The following is a 19,449-nucleotide window of genomic DNA, read 5'->3' on the forward strand; positions in this document are numbered from 1 at the left end:
AAAAGGCGAACCCATGAAAAAAATTCTATCCACAGCGGTTTCAATTTCTCTTTTGATCGGATGTTCTTCGACGAGCGTCGTTGAAAATAAGGGCAAAGCGGCCGAGTTCCAAATTTTAGAGCCGAATATCAGAGTAGAAAAATTCAAAGAAACATTCAATTTAAAGGCAGAAGGTCCGGTCAAGCTGGAGTGCGCCGGTAAACCTTGTACTCCGGACCAAGTCAGCGCTTTGACTCCGGACCAGATCAAAAAATTAAAACGTAACGGCGCTTGGAAAGAATATGTGGAGAAGGAAGATCTTCAAAAGAATAAATTCTCGGTCCTGGTCCGTGTAGGTGAATACAAGGACGATAAAAGAGAAGGTATTTGGAAAACATTGTACGAAACAGGAGAAACGTTAAGAGAAACTCCTTATGTTGCCGGATTAAAAGAAGGTGAAGAGAAAAAACTCGCGAAAGACGGGACACAACTTGAAAGTACGATTTACAAAGCCGACAAGAAGAATGGACCGTACTGGTCTAAAACGGACAAAGGAATCTTGAGCGACGAAGGTACTTACGCGGACGATAAAAAAGTAGGGACTTGGAAAGATTATTATAACGAAGATGGAGCTAAAAAATCCGTAATCGAATTCAAAGACGGCAAAAAAAGCGGTAAAGAAACGAATTATCATAAAGACGGGAATACTGTCTCTTCCGAAGGAAATAATTCGGACGACCTAAAAACGGGTTATTGGAAAAACTATTACGAGAACGGATCTCCCCAGTCCGAAGGTAACTACGCTCCAAAAGGTGCGGGGGCCGAAAAAAAATCCCTTAGAATTGGTGCTTGGAAAGAATATTATAAAAACGGAAAGCTATTCGCGGAAGGGCAGAGAGACCATACCCGTAAGGGAGAATGGACCTTCTATTGGAGCAACGGAAATCCTGCGTATAAAGGGACCATGATGAACGAAATGATGATGAGTTCGGCAGAGGTATATGACAAGGACGGAACGATCGTCGGTAAAGGAAAACTTCTTTTCGACCTTCTGCTCATGGATGAAAAGGCGGACGAGCTGAAGGCTAAATATAAGCCTGATTTCCCGTTTGCATATTATAAAAACGGCAAGAAGTCCTTTGAAATCGCCGCAAACGGTACTGCGGTCGAGTACGACGAGTCCGGAGCGAAGATCGGGCAAGGTCCGATAATGCCTGGAACCAACCAAAAAAACGATTGTTGGACCACGCCTCAGGGTAAAAAATATTACGTAAACGGTAGAGAAAATCCTAAAATGGGGGAACTGCAGGGCTGTAAGTGATATTTGGTTTTTTGTAACTTAGATTCTTAAAAGCCTGTCCCATAGGGTCTGGGCTTTAAAGCCTGGAACGGACTATCAGTGTAAAAAGCTCGGAGTTTTCTCCGAGCTTACAACTTTTAGAAAGGCTTTTCTCAATCTATAAAATTCTTCTCTGATCTATGTTGGAATTCCAACATGGATACAGAATGGAAAAAAGGGAATCCTTGCCTTGGAAAAAATTATAACTAATAATGATCTCAAAAAAATCAGCCTAGGAATACTGGTGGCTGCTCCTTTGTTTTTCTTACTCGGATATTTTGTCCGAGGATGTAGCTCCATAAATCGACAGGCAAAGGTGACCTATAGCGGGTCGTTTACGGAAGGGACTCTGGTCTCATTAAATTCTAAAAATGTAATATTGCAAGACCCCGATTTTTCTATCCCTCTGGAAACAGTGGAGAAGATAGAGTTTTTAGAGGATGCTCAAAGTTTGAACTCGGATCAGGTCCCTTTGAGCGACACGGAGAAATCCTTTGTAGGTACTTATAAGCTGCAAGTTGGAATTCATAAGGGAGTGTTGAGTATTTTTCCCCGTAAGACGGGAGGGATAGGAGCCACTTTACGTTTTACGAATTGGGGAAAAGGATCCAACGAGATCTTGACCGGTATACGGGTCACAGGGAAGTCCATTCGTTTTGTGAGATCCTGTGCTGGGGCAAGATGCTCCGAGATAGGTAGCAATGTACCTTTCACCCAAACGTATACAGGAGATTTGGACGGTAAAAAAATCCAAGGCGCTTACCAAGGTACAAATAGTTCCGGCCGCTGGCTTGCAGAACGTTAATAGGAAATACTATGGAATCCATTGCCAAAGATCGTGAAAATATTCCCTTAACCGAATCAGATATCCAATTTGCAAAAGATACGTTAGATCGAATCCGGCTGGAACTGACGGGAGAGATCACAGGCCAAGAGGCAGTAGTAAAAAATCTACTCATCTCATTAGCATGCCAAGGCCATGTTCTTTTAGAAGGGATGCCTGGACTTGCAAAAACACTTTTGGCAAAATCTTTGTCATCGGCGCTGGATCTGGATTTTAAAAGAGTGCAGTTTACGCCGGACCTTCTTCCTGCCGACCTGATCGGGACAGTCGTATTCAATCCAAAAAACGGTGAATTCAATACTCGTAAAGGTCCCATCTTTACCGGAGTTTTACTTGCGGACGAGATCAATAGAGCGCCGGCAAAAGTACAGTCCGCTCTTTTGGAATGTATGGAGGAAAGAACGGTCACTATCGGTGACAATACTTTTCCTTTGGAGAGGCCTTTTTTAGTACTCGCTACCGAGAATCCGATCGACCAAGACGGTACTTATCCGTTACCGGAAGCACAGATGGACCGTTTTTTTATGAAAGTCCTTGTGGATTATCCCGATATGGACGAGGAACTAGCGATCTTGGAACAGCATGGCAGACTCGCTACCGGCCCGAAACGTATTAAAAAAACTGCAACTGCTAAAGATGTTCTCAAAATCTCCTCCCTTGTGGATCGAGTGCATGTGGAACCTAAATTAAAAAGTTATATAGTTCGTTTGGTAAGAAATACCCGTCCGGAAGAAAAGACAGTGCCGGATCTTCTTCCTTACGTAAAACATGGGGCCTCTCCTAGGGCAAGTTTGAGCTTACTAAAAGCATCCAGGGCAAAGGCTTTATGGGAGGGAAGGGACTATGTGGCTCCCGAGGATGTGAAGGCCGTTCTACCTGAGATCCTTCGTCATAGAATCTTACTTACCTTCGAAGCGATCTCCGAAGATGTGGGGATCGAGTCGGTAGTCCGGATCGTTTCGGACGCTACCCAGGTGCTTTGATCTAATTAACTAAAATGTTCCGTAAAGAATACCAAAGCCTGATCCAACTTTTGGATTGTCCAGAGAGAGGATTTTCTCTTCGGAATAGGCAAGGCACGGCTACAAGTTCTAGGAAAGGCAGGGGAATCGACTTTAAGGATGTACGTCCTTATGCAGTTGGAGATGATACGAGACTGATCGATTGGAATGTTACCTCCAGATTCGGAGAATTGCATGTAAGGGAATTTTACGAAGAAAAGGAAAGACTCGGAGTTTTTTTCCTGGATGTTTCCGAATCCATGGACTGGAGCAGCTCGGAATGGACCAAGGCGGAGAATGCTTTTCAAGTCTTAGCTCTATTAGTTTTACTTTATGTACGAAAAGGAAATCTTGCCAAGATCTTACTCTATTCGGACAAGTTAGAATGGGAGACGGGATATATTCGTAACACGGCAGAAGCTCTCTCCGCTTTGGAAAAAGTCCGTTCTTATCCGCATAAAAAACTAAAAACGGATCCTAAACTTCCGTTCGTACTCTTAAAAAACAGGATCAGAAGATACACGGATTCGTATATACTTTCCGATTTTCACGGACTTCCTTCTTTAAAAAAACTTACAGGACTCAGAAAATTCCACACTCTACATGCGATCCGATTCAAGGACAGTTTGGAGGAAACCGCTCCCAAAGGTTTTTTCCAATTTTTTTTATTAAAAGATCCTGAAACAGGTAATCTTTCTTCTCCGGCGGGAGGGAGTATCCGCAAAAATCTGGAATTTCTATTTAAGTCCAGATGTTTGGAACTGGAAGGAAAAGACACGGACCCGAATAAACTTCTGGAATATTGGAGAAGTATGTCATGAAGGCGGGGCAGTTCCGTCGTAGATCCTTGGATCGTATTCAATTTTTATACTATACTTTTTATTTTTCCATTCTGCTTTTTGCAGCCCCGACATTTGCTTGGAACGAAGATTGGGAACCTAAAGAAGTTGGAATAGGAGATCAGGCGGAATATTTGTTGGAATTCCAACAAGGAGAAGTCCTGGATCCTGAACTCCCTTCCAAGGGAATGTACCCTGATCCGGATTCTCCGGATCTTCCGTTATTCGAAGTCATCACTTCCGAAGTTTCCGACACAAAGATCAAGTTGGTTGTTTCGTATTACGCTTCCGGAAAATTTTCCCTTCCTATTATTTGGAAGGATAAGGACGGAAAAGAATTCCGTTCGGAAGCGATTCTTAACGTTCGTTCTTCCCTGGGGGAGAAGGACAAAACCCCTGAAGAGATCCTGCCACCTTTGGAATTCTCAGGGAAGTACGGTTGGAAATTAGCGGCAATCCTTGCGGGTCTGGCTGCATTGAGTTTTGGGATCTTTTACGCTTGGTATTTAAACCAAACAGCATCCAAAAAGACCATGGACGCACTTGTGGAAGCGGATCCTTGGGTTCAGAAAATTCTAATATACGAAAGTAAATTGGATGAGATAATTAATTCCCCTCCGGTATTTGCCAGGAACTTTTATAGGGTCCTATCCGGTTATATCCGGGAGAATATGGCGAAAAAAATGAATGCCCCATTTGCGCATCTAACGGAAGCGGAATTATTCCAGCGTATTTATGATTCATTCGGATTGGAAGAAGGGGAAGTTCGAAATTGGGAGAATACTTTCCGTAAAGCGCAATATTCCGGAGAGGAAGTGGAGATTTCTTCTTCCGAAGCTTTGAAGGCCTGGGATTATTGGAAGGAGGCGCTCTCCAAATGACGGAATGGGAGTCTCCTTATTATCTTTTTCTAATTCTTCCGATTTGGATCTGGACATTCTATTCCTATTGGAAAAACCAACCGGCCTTGGGAATGGAACTCAGGATCCCGGGAAAAGTCCAATACGGTTCCTTCTCCGCAAAACGTTTTTTATCTTCGGTTGCACCATTAATTCGACCCGTTGCCCTAACGATATTCGTGATCTCAGTCGCAGGTCCCGGGAAAAGATATAGATTTCTTCCCGACGAAACCAAGGGAGTGGATATCATTTTGGCACTGGACGTCTCCGGTTCAATGTCCAAGAGTAGGGACTTCTTACCCGAAACCCGTCTAGGAGTTTCTAAAAAATTACTCAAAGAGTTTATTAGAAAAAGAGAAAATGATCGTTTGGGATTGGTAGTATTTGCGGGAGGAGCTTATCTGCAATCACCATTAACAAGCGATAGGGAAGTATTAGAAGAAATATTAAGTCAAGCAGAGGAAGAAACGGTCCTGGAACAAGGGACAGCTATCGGAGACGCACTGATCCTATCTTGTTATAGATTACGAAGGTCGCCTGCGAAATCTAAAGTGATCGTGCTCATAACTGATGGTGCTTCGAATACGGGTCGTATAGATCCGGTCACAGCTACGGAGATCGCAAAAGGTGTAGGAGTTAAAATTTATTCCATAGGGATCGGAAAAGAAGACCAATCTTATGAGGTGAATTTCGAAATTTTGGATATACTTTCCAAAAAAACGGGAGGAGTATTTTATAGAGCGGAAGATATCGGTGAGTTGCGGGAGGTATTGGCATCCATCGACTCTTTGGAAAAGGATCTTCTGATCTTACCTCCGGAAGAAGTGAGAGAGTCGGAATCCTTAATCTTTCTGACCTATGCCCTGGCTTTATTAGGTTTGGATCTACTTTTGAGATCTTGGGTGTTTCGGTATTACGTATGAGCGAAACTTTTTTAGAATCTTTTTGGATCTCACTTGGGCTGATCTTTTTTGCTTACACTTTGTTTAAGTTTGCATTCTATTTTTATTGGAGTCGCTGGAAAAAGTTTTATCCAGGTCTGCCAAGAGAATCCAAGGTCCCTCCTTTTTATATAGTTTTTGTAAGGATCTTGCTGCTTGCGTCCGTTTTCTATCTTTCTTATTTTGCATACCAACGAACGGAATCTACCAAGTCTAAGGAAGAGGAGGTCTCCAGAGGCGTGGACTTTCTGTTCTTAGTGGATGTTAGTCTTTCCATGCAATCGGTGGATACTCGTCCTTCTCGGATCATAAGAGCGAAAGAAACGATCCTAAGACTTCTTCCCCAGTTAAACGGGAACAGGTTTGGTATGATCGTGTTTGCAGCTTCTCCGTTCGTGTATTGTCCTATGACTTCGGATATTCGCGCCTTTTCGGAGTATGTGAGAGGTCTGGATGTGGATATAGTAGGGGACAGAGGAACTGATTTGAAGTCCGCATTTAAAAAAGCGGAAGAAGTTTTAAACTCCAATCAAGTATTACGAAATCGTATTTTAGTTTTAATATCGGATGGAGAAGATATGGATTCTCCAGGGATTGTAAAATTTCCGGCCGAGGTTTGGGTTTGGTCTGTAGGAACTCCAACAGGAGGGCCTATCGGATATTCGGAAGATGGTTCTAGAGTATACGGATTTTTAACCAGAGACGGATCCTTGGCTCCTTATGAAAATTCTCCGGGTGTGATTATCTCTAAATCCAATCCAGGATTTTTAAAGGAACTGGCGTATGCGAACGAAGGCAGATACTTATCTTTAGATTCCGAAACTCCGGAGATTGGAGATATAAGATCTTGGATCGGCTCCATGGAAAAAAACACGGGACAAAGGATCCGCAATGGACGAAGGGCAGAAGGAGCTAAAAAATTTTTAGTGCCTGCACTTCTACTTTTGTTATTTGATTTTTTCGTGTTAGAGTTCTTAGGAAAATATTTGGTGGGTCTTACCAAAAAAGCAGCTCCTGTTCTTTTGCTCCTTCTCTCTTTTTGGTCGAGAGATGTTTATACCTTTGAATTAGATCCCGGAGGGAATCGGATCAAAGAGGGTAAGAATTCCTACGAGCAAGGAGATTATAAAAGTTCCTTGGAAAGATACAAAGAAGCGGATCCGTATTTTCCGGAAGATCCTAGGTTGGAATTCAATCGAGGAGATTGTGAATACAGATCCGGGAACTTAGATAAGGCGATCCGTCATTTCGAAAAATCCGCTGACTCGAAGGATTCGACCTTAAGAGCACAATCTCATTTTAATTTAGGAAATTCTTATCTAAAGATGGGAGATCGTAAAAAAGCGGCGGAACATTATCTTCGCTCTCTAAAGGAAAACCCTAATTTAGAATCCGCTAAAAAGAATTTGGAATGGTTGCGTAAACTTCCCCCTCCGGAAGGAAAAGAAGGTTCCGAAAACAAAGAAAGTTTATCCGAGGAAAAGGAAGACAAATCCTCCGCATCCAAACAAGGTTCTAAAGGGAAGGAGAAGGCGGAAAAACAATCCAAGTCCGGCGCCGGAAAGGATCAGAAAGATAAAAACAGATCCAAGATGGAGGACGAATTAGATCGTATCATGGAGTCCATGGATCTAGATCCGGTGAAAAGAAGAAGCCCAGGTTCTAGGAACAAAGAGGTGTTCTGGTGAAACGTTTCCTTCTTCTTTTATTATTAGGAGTTTTGCCTTTATTTGCACAAGGTCCCAAATTTTATCTTAGCCAAACCAGAGCGGACCTGGGAGACGCTGTATTTATCATTCTAGAAACGGAAGGCAGCGCTCAAGTCCGATTGATCGAGAAAGAATGGAACGGACAAGGGATCAAGGCGGTTTACTGGGGAACCGAAGAGAACACCACCATAGTAAACTTCAAAGTATATCGTAAAAAACTAATTAAGTATAGGCTAACAGCTTCTGCGCCCGGACGTTATTCCGTCCCGGAAATAGAGGTAGAAGTAGATGGACAAAAGGTGGCGTCCGGAATGATGGCTTTGGAAATTTCTCCAAGAAGTTCCACTACAAATAAATCTTCCGGCTTTTTCTCGAATCGGTATTTTTTCAGCGAAGAGACCGATGGTCCTGAAGATGGGGATTTGAAGGTCCTTTTTCGAACGAACAAGGAACAAGTCTGGGTAGGGGAGCCGATCCTGGGATTTTTCACTCTATATTACAGAAACGCGATACGTCCTTATATTGATCGGGATTTTTCCAGTTCCATCGAATTTCCTTATTTCAGGAGCGAGGCGCTTTCGGGTATCAATCTTTTGATCCCGGAACAGGTGATTTACGAAGGAATAGAATTCGAAACGGCTGTTTATAATAAGGAAACTTTCATCCTAACACCTTTGAGAAAAGGTGAATATTCTTTAGGTTCCACGGTATTTCATTTGGAAGGAAGACAGCAGTCCTTCTTTCATATGAGGAGTATTAAGACGATCCCGAGTAAAATTTTCGTAAAGGATCTGCCTTCTCCTGCTCCGACCGGATTTAAAGGTGCGGTCGGTAATTTTAAGATAAGTTTAGAAGAATATCCTAAAGCCGCTTTTTTAGGAGAACCTTTTCAGTTTAAGTTGACCATTTCCGGGAACGGAAATCTTTCTTCCATTAAAGATCCTTTATTGAGTGTATGTGACCCTCCTTGTTATCCGGAGATCACTTTTTTACAAACAAGGCAGCAAAGAGATTTTAGAGAGCTTGGCCCTGGAGAATTCGGATTTTATCTGAATCATTCTTATTATTATTCCGTGCTACCTAAAAAAGAAGGAATCTGGAAACCGGAAGATCTGAAATTTACTTTTTTCAATCCAGGTTTGGGAAAATACGAAACTGTTTCTCTTCGTTTTCCCGATTTGGAAATCGGTCCTTCCAGGCCGAAACAGGATATTGCTCCCGAGGATGCGACAAGCCGGGGCGGTTCTTTTCTGGCAGTTTATATTCTTCTTTCTTCCCTATTGATTGGGGCAGGTATTTTCGCGGTTTTGACTCTGCGTAAAAAATACCAAGCAGAAGTAATATTGAAACGACTTGACCTCTGGATAGGTTCCAAAAGAGGTTTTGTTTTGAAACATTCAGTGATGACCAAGGGATTGCCGGAGGAAGAGGCTAGTCTTCTTGCGGGTTGGAAGTCCGAAACGGTCCCATTGACCGAAACCTATAAGAGTCTGGGACCTTCTTCCCGAGAAACTCTTCTTAGGATCTCCCGTTGGTTGTCTGATAAAATACAGAAGGAGGAATCCGAATGAGCGAAGAAGTAAAAGGCAGAATCTCCGTAGAAACGGAGAATATTTTCCCAATCATTAAAAAATGGTTATATTCCGAAAAAGACATATTCTTGAGAGAACTGGTTTCTAACGCATGCGACGCTATTGCTAAACTTAGGAAAATCTCCTTGAATGAGGAATTTGAAGGCGGCACCGACTATAGGATCGATCTGGATTTCGACCAAGAAGCTAGGATCTTGACCGTCCAAGACAACGGCATCGGGATGACCGATGAAGAAGTGAATCGTTATATCAACCAGATCGCATTTTCCGGTGCGGAAGAATTCGTAAAAAAATACCAAGCGGAAGGGGATAAGACCGAGATTATCGGCCATTTCGGTTTGGGATTCTATTCCAGCTTTATGGTTTCTTCTAAGGTGAAGATTGAGACAAAGTCTTATAAAAAGGGGAGTACTCCCGTCGTTTGGGAAAGCGAATCAGGTACGGAGTTCTCTTTAAGACCGGGTGATAGGTCCGAAAGAGGAACCAAGATCAGTCTCTATCTAGATGCGGATTCCGGAGAATATTTGGACCAATGGAAACTGAAAGAGTTAATCCGAAAATACTGCGATTTTCTTCCGGTTCCTATTTACGTAAAAGGGGAGAAGGCGAATAAACAAACCCCATTGTGGAGCGAACAACCTTCTTCCGTTAAAAAGGAACAGTATGACGAGTTCTATCAATATCTGTTCCCTTTTGCAGGAGAGCCTTTATTCCATGTTCACTTGAATGTGGACTATCCTTTTAGGCTGCAAGGGATTTTGTATTTCCCAAGACTCAAACACGAGTTAGACGCTAATCGTATGGGGATCAAACTCTACTGTAATCATGTGTTTGTCTCCGACGAAGCAAAAGAATTGGTACCTCAATTTTTGACCGTTCTACAGGGGACTTTGGATATTCCGGATCTTCCTCTGAACGTTTCCAGATCTTATCTGCAAAACGATCCATTGGTTAAAAAGATCTCTTCTCATATCGTCAAAAAAGTTTCCGACAGACTGCAGGAAGAATGGACCAAAAATCCGGACGAATTCCGTAAGAACTGGGAAGAGATCTCCTTATTCGTTAAATATGGGATGATGACCGACGAGAAATTTTACGAGTCCGCAAAAGATCTCATCTTCTTCCGATCGTCTAACGGTGATTTAACGAAATTGGAAGATTACGTGGAGAGAAATAAGGAAAAGAACTCCGGTAAAATTTATTATGCGGGAGAAGCGGAACTGACATCCGTATATATGGACCTTCTCAAGTCCCAAGGACTGGAAGCATTGCTTGTCGATTCCCGTATAGACAATCATTTCCTCCAATTTTTAGAAGGCAAAAATCCGGATTGGAAGTTCCAGAGAGTGGATTCGGAACTTGCGGACCAGGTTTTGGATAAGGAAGCAAGTCCTGATCTCGCAGACCAAGACAACAAAACAGCGGAAGATAGACTGAAGGAAATTTTCTCCAAGGCGATCGCCAAAGAAGGCGTGGAGATCAAAACGGAAGCTCTCAAGTCGGAGGATATTCCTTCCGTGATCCTGCTGCCGGAACATCTTAGGCGTTTGGCGGAGATGGGCCAGATGTATGGACAAAAGCCCGGTGACTTTTTGAAGAATCATACTCTTCTATTGAACCGTAAGTCCAAATTGCTCAAAAATATATTACATCTTTCCAAAGGTGTGTATCCGGAGAAGGCGGAAAAATTGGCCCGTTCCGTGTACGATCTGGCCTTGTTAGGCGCGAAACTGATCGGAGAGGAAGAATTGAGCGAATTGATCCGCCGCCAAAGGGACCTGTTGGAAGATCTTTCCTCGGATTAATTCCGAAAAAAAAAGGGGAAAATCGGAGATCGTACCGATATCTTTATTGGTACCGGTATGCGGACACCAATTTTCCCGATTATAATAACACTTACTTTACTGACTACTGCCGGTATTTATTCTCAGGAGCCGAGCAAGGGTAAGTCGTCTTCCGAGGAGGACGGAGAGGTGCATAAGGACGGCAAGTCCTTAGATAAGGAATACTACGAATATTATTTTAAAACCCTTCCTAATTTGGATGTTTTGGAAAAGGAGAAGTTGGAATACAATCTGATCCGTTCCCTAAAACTTGAGTTGAGAAAAAGGGATCCGGAAAAGATGAATCCGGAAGAACTAAAAAAAGTAAACGCAAACTCGGTAAGATACGAGCGTGTTTTCGAGGATTCCATTTGGATGCGCGGGATCAGAAAACAAATGCAGTTTATAAAATTTAAAGAGTTTATGTTCGTGATCGTTTATGAAAAGTATTACTGCTTTATCTCGTACGAAATGAATCCTGCCAGATATATCCAAGAGCCTTACCAGGTGCAGTTGATCTTTAAAAAGGACAGCGCCTTTAATTCTTCTACTCTACCTCAGCCTTAAACGTTCTGAAATAAAGGCTAACTAATACCAATCCGAAAGAGAACAAGATCCCGAATAATAAAAAGTCCTGCATAAAACCGAAACCGGGAGGCGGGGCCGTGTTTCCCACAATCCTGCCCAGGATCTTCGTTTTACCGAAACTGTTCCAAACGAACGTGCGGACTTGCACCGTATCTCCCACTCTCATTCTACGATTCGTGGTATGATCTACTTCTTCCGTAACCTCGTGTTTTTTGCCTTGTTCGTCCGGCACCAAGTACGTGTACACATTTACCGTTCTGCCTAACTTGTGGAGTTTTGTATTCTCAACCAGAACTCCGAACTCCTTGTTTCCAGGTAGAGATAAATTTTTGTAGATGGATTCTAAACTTTTATTTTCCCAATAAACTGCGGCGGAAAGCGGAAGAAAGAAAGCAAGAGAAACCCAGCCCATGAGAAAGAGGATCTTGTAGAATGGGGTAGAGTTCGGTTTCATTCTCAGTCTTTATCATCTTTTTTGATAGGGATTATTACAACTAAGTTTCCTTTTCTTATAGGAAGAAAAAACGAATGGTATAGAGAGTCTGGAGCAATATTCTTAGGATATGAAGGTATCTAGGTCAGACTTTTTAAAGTATATGGGAAAGGGAATGTTGGCTCTGACTGCCGTTCGGACCTTGGATCTTTTTTCCGAAACCGCAAAAGATCCGTCTAAAAAAGTACCTTCTACACATTCTTCTTCCCAAAAAACAAAAAAGGGAAACTTTTCAAAAATTCCGGGAAATAATTTTAAACCCATAAAACCGAATACTCAAGACGATCTGATCTTAGCCGCCGGTTTTAAGTATGATCTGATCGCAGTGTATGGAGATAAGATCAACTCAAAGGGAGATACTTTCGGATATGCGGCTGATTTCAATTGTTTCTTCCAATTTCCGAGCGATCCAAATTCAGCGCTTCTTTGGACCAATCACGAGTACTTAAACGAATTAGAATATTATGTAACCGGTTACGACTATAGCCAAACAGGCCCGAATAATAGAACTTCCGAACAGATCGAAAAATATCTCTACTCCTTAGGCGGTTCAGTGATCGGGCTTCGCAAATTAAACGGTACTTGGGTATTGGATCCCGATTCTAAATATGGAAGAAGGTTACATGGAAGGTCGGAATTCCAACTAAAAGGTCCTGTAGCGGGTTCCGAGGCGATCGCAGGTAAATCAAAAGTGTATGGAACCTTCGCCAACTGTTCCGGTGGCAAAACATTATGGGATACCGTACTTTCTTGTGAAGAAAACTACGAAATGGTCGTGGAAGATTGTAAACTGGAAGACTCCAAAGAATACGGTTGGATCATAGAAGTGGATCCTTTCGATCCTTTTTCCACTCCGGTAAAACATACCGCGCTCGGAAGATTTTCTCATGAGAATGCTGCGTTAACCGTTTCTCCTTCGGGAAAATTAGTCGTGTATATGGGAGACGATTCCAAGGACCAATGTGTTTATAAGTTCGTCTCGGAAAAAAAATATGATCCTAAAAAAGGAAAATTGAACTCGGAACTTTTGGATGAAGGAACATTATACGTAGGCAATTTCGAAAAATGTGTATGGGTTCCATTAGACCTTGAAAAAAACCCGAATTTGAAAAACGCAAAAGATAAAGAGGGAAAATTAAAATTTAAGACCCAAGCGGATGTCTTAGTATCCTGCAGAGATGCCGCAAAAACTGCAGGCGGGACTCCAATGGACAGGCCGGAAGATCTGGAAGTCCATCCATTAGATAAATCTGTTTTTGTTTCCTTCACTAATAACGATTCCCATGGAAATTTTTACGGACAGATCGTTCGTATCAAAGAGGAAAATTCCGATGCGGAATCGGTCCGTTTCGAGTTCGAAGTGTTCGTTGCAGGTGGAGGGAAGAGCGGATTTTCTTCTCCGGATAATTTGGTCTTTGATTCTTCCGGAAATCTCTGGGTGGTAACCGACATGACAACTCGTTTGCTCGGAAAATCCATCTTCAAAAAATTCGGGAATAACGGTTTGTTTTTTATTCCTACGAGAGGAGAAGATGCCGGGAAAGCATTCCAATTCGCTTCAGCGCCGATCGGTGCGGAATTTACAGGCCCATGGTTTACACCCGACGAAGAGTATTTATTCTTATCCGTGCAGCATCCGGGTGAAGATACGAAGGATTACGATCTTCCCACGAGTCGCTGGCCTAGGAGAACAAAGGGAGATATTCCGAGGCCGGGTGTGGTAGTTATCAGAAGGGCTTAGTTTTTAAGGCAAGCAGCGATTGCGTCTTCTTCTTTTTCAAAATGGACGAAAGGTTTCCAAAGGCCTAATAGATTGAAGATCTGAATGACCTTCTCTCCCGCTTCTGTGAGTAAAAGTTTTTTGCCTTCGCCGGATAGTCTGTTCTTTAATTCGAAGATAGCGCGGATGCCGGAACTAGAAACATATTTGAGATCGGATAGGTTTAAGACTGTGTTGTTTGCATGGGTCACATCCAATACTTTTTCCTTAAACAGGGGAAAGGTGGATTCGTCTAGTCGGCCGGAAACCAAATAAACTTTGATCTCTTGGCCTGCATCCTGTTCTAGAATTTTCAAACTATCCATGTTTTTGTACCAGCACCCGCAATCTTTCCGGAGAAACGGAAAAGTCCGCTTTTGCCCCGGGAGGGAAATCGTATATACGTTCCGCCAAGGAATCGATGGAGATCCCTCCGCGCATTTCCGATATTAGACGGAAAGAATTGCGAACAGTAAAGTGATCCAACTTATACTGGAAACTTTCTTTTTTACGCAACTCTCTACAGTACACTTTGAAATAAGGCTCTTGCTTGTCAAAGCTTACGTCTTTATTTTCGCAAGACATAACCCAGCCGGTAGAACCCGCTCCGGTATATACTAGAAGCCCGGAACATTTCTGTTCTTCGGTGACCTGTTCATGAGAGATCAAAAATCGGCTAGTTAAATCGGGGCTATTGTTCCGGATAGAAATTTCGCTTATCCCTTGGAAAGTTTCTATCGCTTTGCCGTCTGGATATTCGATCCTAACATTGATCCTGGGCCATTCTTCTATTTGAACATTTTCCCAATTTTGGGAAACAGCTTTGGAAATATCGGAAGTATGAAAGGATAAAAGGGCGCCTACCGAAGTTTCCGGATCCGAATTACACCCTAGGACTAGATTGTCCAAAGCATGATGGGCAACGTAAGTGAAGTGATTATCCCCGCCTAATGCGATCACAAGATCATAATCTGAAATATCTATATTTTCTAATTCTTCTCGGAATATGAACTTCCCGTTCGGGAAAGTACGTTTTAACTCTTCTCTGCTTTGGATCTGTCTAAGATGGGATTGGTAGATCCTAGAGAAAGAATCGTTTTGGATCTGTGCTACTCTTTTGAATTCATCCAGAGAGCCGTAACTCTCCAGATCCAATTCGTATTTTGTTCTTTTGATGACTACCAGAACAGATTCGATCTTTTTTCGCATTTCCGCCGACATGGATTACCAATTTGGACGGATCTAGGTCTCCCAGAAAACGAAAAAAATCAAACCAATGCGGGTTCCGAGGAATTATTTGCCTTAGGGTCCGAGTCTGCGAGGATCAATTTTAGAACGGACATAGTGGCTCTGAACTTCATTCGATTTCCGGTAAGTCTGTATAAAGCAACCAAATGTTTTAGATTTCTAATATTTTCAGGTTCTCTGGATCTGAGTTTTTCCGCGAATTCCAAAGACTTCCAGTAATCCTTGGTTTTTCTGAGGCAATAGGAAAGATAGAAGATATACTCGTTGTCGAACGGGATCTTTGAAAGATACGTCTCTGAATATTTCGCACCTTCTTCGAATTCTTTCGCGTTGATACAGATTCTTGCCATTTGTTTGTAAAGTGCAGGGTCCGAATCGTCGATCGCTAACGCTTGTACAAAAACTTCCTTAGTCTTTTCGGTATTCCCTTTTTTATACTCTTTGATCCCGATCTGTAGTAACCGATTGTATTCTTCCGAAATTACTTTCGTGCGAGAAGAAGGAATTTTCACCTCTTTATAACTGATACTTAAAAGACTTAGATCGTCTGAAATTTCTCCTGCGGCGTTAATCAATCTTTCTAGATCTTCCAAATTTCCGCCGGAAAGTTCCACGAATCTTAAGAATAAGTTTTCGTCTTCGTTCATTACAGGCTCAGGCGAGTTCGGGTCATATAGGAGGATATCGTCTCTTCCATCCGAGCCTAAGAAGATCCTGTCTCCAGCTTCCAGTTTATCCACTCGCACCAAAGGTTCGGTTGTATTTTCCGAAAAACCTAATTTACGGATCGGGAAGTCCGAATCCAAAAAGTTTGCCTTAGCATCTCGGTACAATACCATATTAGGATGTTCTGCATTAATGGAATATAATGCACCGGTTTCTTCATCCAGAAGACAAAGTAATGCTGAAACAAGCATCGTGCCGTCGAATGTAACGAATACGTTTTGTAATTCGGTGTAGCAGTCTTTGAGCCATTTTTCGGGGGTTTTTTTCTGGTTACTTCTGGAAAGTTGAGTCCTGGTTACGATCGCTTTGAATACTGTTCCCATTACGAGTGCACCACCCGCTCCTTGGATGGATTTCCCCATAGCGTCGGAGTTCATGATACTCAGGTATTTTTTGCCGTACAATGTGATTTCGCTGATGGAAACCAGGTCCCCGCCTATGTCGGCCTCCTTTTTTCTGAATACGAAAGTTTTCTTTTGTCTTAAAATGCCGCTGATCTTAGTATTCGGGCTTTCATACTTAGTGGTAGCAAGCGGACGTAGAAGTAGGGAAGTCAGGTAATAATCTCCGTCTTGTTTTTCCTTCAATGTGCGGAGATCGTCCAAGGTTTCCTGTAATTCTTTGGTTTTCTCCTCCACCTTTTTTTCCAAGAACATTTGGTGGTCCAAAAGATCCTTCTTCATTTCGATGAATACTTCCGCCATTTCTCCCAATTCATCGGAACGATTTAAGTCCACAATTTTGGATTCGTCTTCGTTCGGGTTTTGCATCGCGAAGTTAAGAGCCTTAACAGCGTCTATAATATCTCTGGAAAATCTATAGGATGCGAATAAGATCCCGCCGAAAACCGCAAGGGCGATGAGGCCACAATATAACCAAAGGTTTCGAGTAGATTCATACAACTCGGTCTCATCTATCAGGAGAACGAAATCTAGTTTAAGATTACTTAATCCTTGATTTTCATAAGGGACTTGAGTCAGATAATAATGTCTTCCTTCCAAAGTGAATCTGGAAATTCCCACAAGGTCTTTCGGTTTTCTATCCCCTAAATATTTGGAGATTGTATTGTCCGAAAAGGAAATCAGTTTTTCTTTTTCATAAATGGCAAGGTGAACGTCTTCCGAACCTGTGATTGCCTGGATGAATTTATCGTCCACTACCTGGCCCACCATCAAGATCCCTCCGTTCTTAAGCGGTGCGGTGACCCTAAGCCCAAGACCGCTATGGCCGATCTCTAGGGTAGAAGCGATTCTACCTTGCAAAGCTTCCTGAACGATCTTCTGTCCCGACTTATCGTCGCCATAATCGGCCGGTCTATGAAATCTAAAATAAACATGTCCTGTTCTATCATGGATCTCAAAGATAGAAAGACCATACTGAGTCATAATACCTTTGATATATTCCAGGTTGTTTTGAAGAATACCTCGATTACCCAAACCGTTCTCTAAAATAGAAAGAGTTTTTTGATTTCTTTCTATTTCTTTTAAAAGAAGACGGATGACTTCTTCCTTATGTTTGAGTTCCTTCCTGAACTCTAGGGAGCGGTCTAATGCTCGTTTGTCCTGGGGTTCGTTTTTTACTTGGTCGATCATTTGTATGAATGTGACCGCGAGGATAAGTACTAAAAGAAGCTGACTTGCTCCCAGAATAAGAAAAATTTTCTGTCTAAAACTCATATATTGTTCCGGAAATGAAATCTCCCTAAATCGGGAAGGCACACTTTGTATTTTTAGCCTTTTCTTTTCTTTGGAAAAAGAGATTTAAAACTTACACTGGAAAAATCCCATTCGTACTAAGGATTCGTGAAATTCAGGTTACAAAAATACTCCGCCTAATGGGTAGTTAGTCGGTATGGAAGGCACAGAGTTTAGGTCCTCTGGAATATTTTGAAGTCGTTTCTTAAAATTCACACGAATCCTGCTCCTCTGTGTTCTTTGTGCTCTCCGTGCGAAACAAAAATAAGAAAACAAGCTTCGCACAGAGGTCACTGAGCACACAGAGATAGGATCAGTAAGTCTGGAATACGATGTAGGAATTCCAACATTGACAAACAAATTAAACCCTCCGTGACCTCCGTGCGAAAACACCCTGCGTCTCTTTCAAACTCAGCGCCTCTATGGACTTGACCGGGATACGGTCGGTAGGAACTCTAACAAGATGGAAGATCAGGAACCTAAAAAGCAGGGCTTTCCATTTCGCCCTCTGGAAGATTTCGTGTTGGGAGAGGTATTGGGAAGGACCTTAGTCGCCTTAGGACATTCTAAAGAAGAAATACAAAAGGCTATTTACTCTCACTTGCCCGATGGACAATCCGAATTCCTTTTTACTCCGAACGCAAAAAAACAACTCCTTTTACAAAGTATGCCTGTGGAACTCAGAAGTTTCCTGGAGGCCGGAAAAGATAAAGAGGTCCAGGACATCTTTCGCAAAACGATCTCGGTAGAAGGTAGACTCGACCTAGCGCTGGAACTTTTGGAGTGGATCTGTACCGGTTTCGAAAAAGAAGAATTGGTCCGCGCATTATTCCAATTGGTATTGAACGGGAAAATAGAATTAAGCCCGGAATTTTATCCTCTCTTAATGAAAGAATACGACAAAGAGATGAGAGGAGACTTGGATCGGATCCGAGAAGAATAAAAAAGCCGCTTGTTCCCAAGCGGCCTTATAACATTCTACTTTAAGAACTTGAGGTCTTAAACTAAGCTACGTCGGCTAGGGGAGAAGGAGCCGTACCTGAAAGTTCTTTTCTTCCTTTTTCGGTCCAGACCGCTCTTTGGATGGTGATGATCCCCATAAAATGTAGTACCTTCATCACTTGGTATGTAAGATCCAACTCGAACCAACGGAAGGCGAAGTTCGGGGAATTCGGGTGAGCGTGGTGATTGTTCTGGTATAATTCTCCCATGATCAAAAAGTCCACAGCTAAGGTGTTTTTGGAATTGTCCGGATTTTTTGCGTGGTTGCGGTAACCATACATATGTCCGCACCAGTTTACGATAGCTCCGTGAGTCGGTCCCATTAGATAGTGGATCGGTAATAAAGCGTAGAGCCAAACTGCGTCAGCCGGAACAAAAGCCATATAGAAAAGAGTATAAGAAGTTCCGAAGAACAAACGAACAAACCAAGAATCCGCAAAACGATCGAACCAAGGGATCTCAGGATAATTTCCTTTGAATTCCTTCTCCACTTCTTCTTTACGATCCAAAATATTTTCGTAAACGACAGCGGTCGTCCACATCATATCTAAAAACCCTTTAGAAGCTACCGGAGAATGGGGATCTTTTTCCGTGTCGCTATATGCGTGGTGTCTTCTGTGAAGAATGGCATAAGCTCTCGGATTGAGAAAGGAAGAACCTTGCACAACGAAGGTAAAGAAATAGAAGAACTTTTCCCAGAAACGGTTCAGTTTGAACATCTGGTGCGCAGAATAACGATGTAAAAAGAACGACTGAACGAAAGCGGCTAAAATCCAGTGTGCCGCAAAAAAACTTAGAATGATTGCCATGGAGGGCTCCCTTTTTTTCTACAAGATACGAGTCATTTGGGGAGGGTAGGTTGCAAAAAAATGTGAGGGTGAACCGGAGAAATATAGGCGATTATGGTCTCTTTAGAAGGATTCCTCCGCAAAAAAGGCAGGTTTTGGGCGACTCCTTCGGATCGGGCTACTAC

General features: G+C 42.5%; 17 protein-coding genes and 1 pseudogene. 13 read left to right on the forward strand and 5 right to left on the reverse strand.

Annotated features, from left to right (window positions below; genetic code table 11):
- The first annotated feature begins 13 nt into the window (after positions 1–13).
- The 11 genes and pseudogenes from LEP1GSC192_RS10815 (at position 14) to LEP1GSC192_RS10860 (ending at position 11,533) form a co-directional block, all read left to right on the forward strand.
- Positions 14–1,300, forward strand: a complete 1,287-nt coding sequence (locus LEP1GSC192_RS10815) for an LIC20035 family adhesin (protein ID WP_020770010.1) — start codon at positions 14–16, stop codon at positions 1,298–1,300.
- 208 nt (positions 1,301–1,508) lie between these two features.
- Complete coding sequence (locus LEP1GSC192_RS10820; RefSeq protein WP_052005223.1) at positions 1,509–2,123, forward strand: hypothetical protein; 615 nt, start codon at positions 1,509–1,511, stop codon at positions 2,121–2,123.
- Positions 2,124–2,134: 11 nt separating this feature from the next.
- Positions 2,135–3,145 carry a MoxR family ATPase gene (locus LEP1GSC192_RS10825; RefSeq protein ID WP_020770069.1) on the forward strand — a complete coding sequence of 337 codons (1,011 nt, stop codon included), beginning with the start codon at positions 2,135–2,137 and terminating at the stop codon, positions 3,143–3,145.
- Positions 3,146–3,159: 14 nt separating this feature from the next.
- Positions 3,160–3,984: a DUF58 domain-containing protein gene (locus LEP1GSC192_RS10830; RefSeq protein ID WP_020770111.1), complete on the forward strand. Its 825-nt coding sequence runs from the start codon at positions 3,160–3,162 to the stop codon at positions 3,982–3,984.
- Positions 3,981–4,883, forward strand: coding sequence for a hypothetical protein (locus LEP1GSC192_RS10835; protein WP_020770057.1), 903 nt, complete (start codon positions 3,981–3,983; stop codon positions 4,881–4,883). The genes LEP1GSC192_RS10830 and LEP1GSC192_RS10835 overlap by 4 nt, the downstream gene beginning before the upstream one ends.
- On the forward strand, positions 4,880–5,824 hold the full coding sequence (locus LEP1GSC192_RS10840) for a VWA domain-containing protein (protein ID WP_020770109.1): 945 nt from the start codon (positions 4,880–4,882) through the stop codon (positions 5,822–5,824). The genes LEP1GSC192_RS10835 and LEP1GSC192_RS10840 overlap by 4 nt, the downstream gene beginning before the upstream one ends.
- Positions 5,821–6,816: pseudogene (locus LEP1GSC192_RS20205) on the forward strand (VWA domain-containing protein); the annotation flags it as partial. The gene LEP1GSC192_RS10840 and the pseudogene LEP1GSC192_RS20205, both read left to right, overlap by 4 nt.
- Before the next feature lie 15 nt (positions 6,817–6,831).
- Positions 6,832–7,530, forward strand: a complete 699-nt coding sequence (locus LEP1GSC192_RS20210; protein WP_369750160.1) for a tetratricopeptide repeat protein — start codon at positions 6,832–6,834, stop codon at positions 7,528–7,530.
- Positions 7,527–9,122 carry a BatD family protein gene (locus LEP1GSC192_RS10850; protein ID WP_020770011.1) on the forward strand — a complete coding sequence of 532 codons (1,596 nt, stop codon included), beginning with the start codon at positions 7,527–7,529 and terminating at the stop codon, positions 9,120–9,122. Before LEP1GSC192_RS20210 ends, LEP1GSC192_RS10850 begins: the two co-directional genes overlap by 4 nt.
- Positions 9,119–10,948, forward strand: a complete 1,830-nt coding sequence (htpG, locus tag LEP1GSC192_RS10855) for a molecular chaperone HtpG (protein WP_020770092.1) — start codon at positions 9,119–9,121, stop codon at positions 10,946–10,948. Before LEP1GSC192_RS10850 ends, htpG begins: the two co-directional genes overlap by 4 nt.
- A gap of 57 nt (positions 10,949–11,005) precedes the next feature.
- Positions 11,006–11,533 (forward strand): hypothetical protein, encoded by a 528-nt coding sequence (locus LEP1GSC192_RS10860; RefSeq protein ID WP_020769951.1) that lies wholly within the window; start codon positions 11,006–11,008, stop codon positions 11,531–11,533.
- Here the strand turns inward: LEP1GSC192_RS10860 and LEP1GSC192_RS10865 are convergent.
- A complete protein-coding gene (locus LEP1GSC192_RS10865; protein ID WP_020769956.1) occupies positions 11,514–12,008 on the reverse strand; it encodes a hypothetical protein in 495 nt (164 codons plus the stop codon). The two genes, LEP1GSC192_RS10860 and LEP1GSC192_RS10865, sit on opposite strands and share 20 nt — an antisense overlap.
- Positions 12,009–12,117: 109 nt before the next feature.
- Between LEP1GSC192_RS10865 and LEP1GSC192_RS10870 the strand changes: the two genes are divergently transcribed.
- A complete protein-coding gene (locus LEP1GSC192_RS10870) occupies positions 12,118–13,788 on the forward strand; it encodes a PhoX family phosphatase (RefSeq protein WP_036089795.1) in 1,671 nt (556 codons plus the stop codon).
- Here LEP1GSC192_RS10870 and LEP1GSC192_RS10875 read toward each other — a convergent pair.
- The 3 genes from LEP1GSC192_RS10875 to LEP1GSC192_RS10885 are packed head-to-tail and all read right to left on the reverse strand — an operon-like array spanning position 13,785 to position 17,456.
- Entirely contained in the window at positions 13,785–14,132 is a 348-nt protein-coding gene (locus LEP1GSC192_RS10875) for an STAS domain-containing protein (protein WP_020770065.1), read from the reverse strand. The genes LEP1GSC192_RS10870 and LEP1GSC192_RS10875 overlap by 4 nt on opposite strands.
- Positions 14,125–15,027, reverse strand: coding sequence for an NAD(+)/NADH kinase (locus LEP1GSC192_RS10880; RefSeq protein ID WP_020769982.1), 903 nt, complete (start codon positions 15,025–15,027; stop codon positions 14,125–14,127). The genes LEP1GSC192_RS10875 and LEP1GSC192_RS10880 overlap by 8 nt, the downstream gene beginning before the upstream one ends.
- Before the next feature lie 47 nt (positions 15,028–15,074).
- Complete coding sequence (locus LEP1GSC192_RS10885) at positions 15,075–17,456, reverse strand: SpoIIE family protein phosphatase (protein WP_020769936.1); 2,382 nt, start codon at positions 17,454–17,456, stop codon at positions 15,075–15,077.
- 481 nt (positions 17,457–17,937) lie between these two features.
- On the opposite strand from LEP1GSC192_RS10885, the gene LEP1GSC192_RS10890 reads away from it, so the two are divergent.
- Complete coding sequence (locus LEP1GSC192_RS10890) at positions 17,938–18,417, forward strand: hypothetical protein (RefSeq protein WP_020770076.1); 480 nt, start codon at positions 17,938–17,940, stop codon at positions 18,415–18,417.
- A gap of 61 nt (positions 18,418–18,478) precedes the next feature.
- On the opposite strand, the gene LEP1GSC192_RS10895 is transcribed toward LEP1GSC192_RS10890, so the two are convergent.
- On the reverse strand, positions 18,479–19,285 hold the full coding sequence (locus LEP1GSC192_RS10895; RefSeq protein WP_020770046.1) for an acyl-CoA desaturase: 807 nt from the start codon (positions 19,283–19,285) through the stop codon (positions 18,479–18,481).
- Between the last annotated feature and the right edge of the window lie 164 nt (positions 19,286–19,449).

Source organism: Leptospira sp. B5-022 (assembly GCF_000347035.1).
GTDB lineage: Bacteria > Spirochaetota > Leptospiria > Leptospirales > Leptospiraceae > Leptospira_B > Leptospira_B cinconiae.

Coding starts and splice junctions, on each gene's coding strand:
- LEP1GSC192_RS10890 (WP_020770076.1), top strand. CDS start 17,938: ATGGAAGATCAGGAACCTAAAAAGCAGGGCTTTCCATTTCGCCCTCTG.
- LEP1GSC192_RS10885 (WP_020769936.1), bottom strand. CDS start 17,456: ATGAGTTTTAGACAGAAAATTTTTCTTATTCTGGGAGCAAGTCAGCTT.
- LEP1GSC192_RS10875 (WP_020770065.1), bottom strand. CDS start 14,132: ATGGATAGTTTGAAAATTCTAGAACAGGATGCAGGCCAAGAGATCAAA.
- LEP1GSC192_RS10825 (WP_020770069.1), top strand. CDS start 2,135: ATGGAATCCATTGCCAAAGATCGTGAAAATATTCCCTTAACCGAATCA.
- LEP1GSC192_RS10835 (WP_020770057.1), top strand. CDS start 3,981: ATGAAGGCGGGGCAGTTCCGTCGTAGATCCTTGGATCGTATTCAATTT.
- LEP1GSC192_RS10840 (WP_020770109.1), top strand. CDS start 4,880: ATGACGGAATGGGAGTCTCCTTATTATCTTTTTCTAATTCTTCCGATT.
- LEP1GSC192_RS10860 (WP_020769951.1), top strand. CDS start 11,006: ATGCGGACACCAATTTTCCCGATTATAATAACACTTACTTTACTGACT.
- htpG (WP_020770092.1), top strand. CDS start 9,119: ATGAGCGAAGAAGTAAAAGGCAGAATCTCCGTAGAAACGGAGAATATT.
- LEP1GSC192_RS10880 (WP_020769982.1), bottom strand. CDS start 15,027: ATGTCGGCGGAAATGCGAAAAAAGATCGAATCTGTTCTGGTAGTCATC.
- LEP1GSC192_RS10815 (WP_020770010.1), top strand. CDS start 14: ATGAAAAAAATTCTATCCACAGCGGTTTCAATTTCTCTTTTGATCGGA.
- LEP1GSC192_RS10830 (WP_020770111.1), top strand. CDS start 3,160: ATGTTCCGTAAAGAATACCAAAGCCTGATCCAACTTTTGGATTGTCCA.
- LEP1GSC192_RS10865 (WP_020769956.1), bottom strand. CDS start 12,008: ATGAAACCGAACTCTACCCCATTCTACAAGATCCTCTTTCTCATGGGC.
- LEP1GSC192_RS10870 (WP_036089795.1), top strand. CDS start 12,118: ATGAAGGTATCTAGGTCAGACTTTTTAAAGTATATGGGAAAGGGAATG.
- LEP1GSC192_RS10895 (WP_020770046.1), bottom strand. CDS start 19,285: ATGGCAATCATTCTAAGTTTTTTTGCGGCACACTGGATTTTAGCCGCT.